Source organism: Streptomyces sp. NPDC008313 (genome assembly GCF_042956125.1).
GTDB lineage: Bacteria > Actinomycetota > Actinomycetes > Streptomycetales > Streptomycetaceae > Streptomyces.
Genome location: NZ_JBIBFR010000063.1, coordinates 1 through 1,090, shown reverse-complemented (window position 1 = coordinate 1,090; position 1,090 = coordinate 1). Strand labels below are relative to the sequence as shown.

The 1,090-nt window shown below is 69.9% G+C and carries 1 pseudogene; it reads left to right on the top strand.

What is annotated here, in order from left to right:
* Window positions 1–1,090 (top strand): annotated as a pseudogene (locus tag ACFY93_RS34545) (alpha-1,4-glucan--maltose-1-phosphate maltosyltransferase); the annotation flags it as partial.

Below are 1,090 nucleotides of genomic sequence, written 5' to 3'. Positions count from 1 at the left end.
CCGTTGCCGTTGCTGGTGGAGCGGGAGCGGGCGTTGTACGGGGCGTGGTACGAGTTGTTCCCGCGGTCGGAGGGCGCGGTGGTGCGTGCGGACGGGCCGCCGGTGAGCGGGACGTTCCGTACGGCGGCGGAGCGGTTGCCGGCGGTGGCGGAGATGGGCTTCGACGTCGTCTACCTGCCGCCGATCCACCCCATCGGCACGACGTTCCGCAAGGGCCCCGGCAACAGTCTCTCCCCCGGCCCCTACGACGTGGGGGTGCCGTGGGCGATCGGCTCCCCGGCCGGCGGGCACGACGCCGTCCACCCGGACCTGGGCACCCTCGAGGACTTCGACGCGTTCGTGCGCCGGGCCGCGGGACTGGGGCTGGAGGTGGCACTGGACTTCGCACTGCAGTGCTCCCCCGACCACCCGTGGGTGGCCAAGCACCCCGACTGGTTCGCCCACCGGGCCGACGGCAGCATCGCCTACGCGGAGAACCCGCCGAAGAGGTACCAGGACATCTACCCCATCGCCTTCGACCGGGACATGCCCGGCCTCGTCGCCGAGACGGTACGCGTGCTGCGGCACTGGATGGACCACGGCGTGCGCATCTTCCGCGTCGACAACCCGCACACCAAACCGGTGGTGTTCTGGGAGCAGGTGATCGCCGAGATCAACCGCACCGACCCGGACGTCGTCTTCCTCGCCGAGGCGTTCACCCGGCCCGCGATGATGCGCACCCTCGGCGCGGTCGGCTTCCAGCAGTCCTACACCTACTTCACCTGGCGCAACACCAAACAGGAACTCACCGACTACCTGACCGAACTCGCCGGTGAGACCGCCGCGTTCATGCGGCCCAACCTGTTCGTCAACACCCCCGACATCCTCCACGAGTTCCTCCAGCACGGCGGCCGGCCCGCCTTCGAACTCCGCGCCGTCCTCGCCGCCACCCTCTCCCCCTCCTGGGGCCTGTACGCCGGATACGAACTCTGCGAGAACACCCCCCAGCGCCCCGGCAGCGAGGAATACCTCCACTCCGAGAAATACCAGCTCAGGCCACGCGACTGGAAAGCGGCCGAACGCGACGGCACGACCATCGCCCCCCTGATCG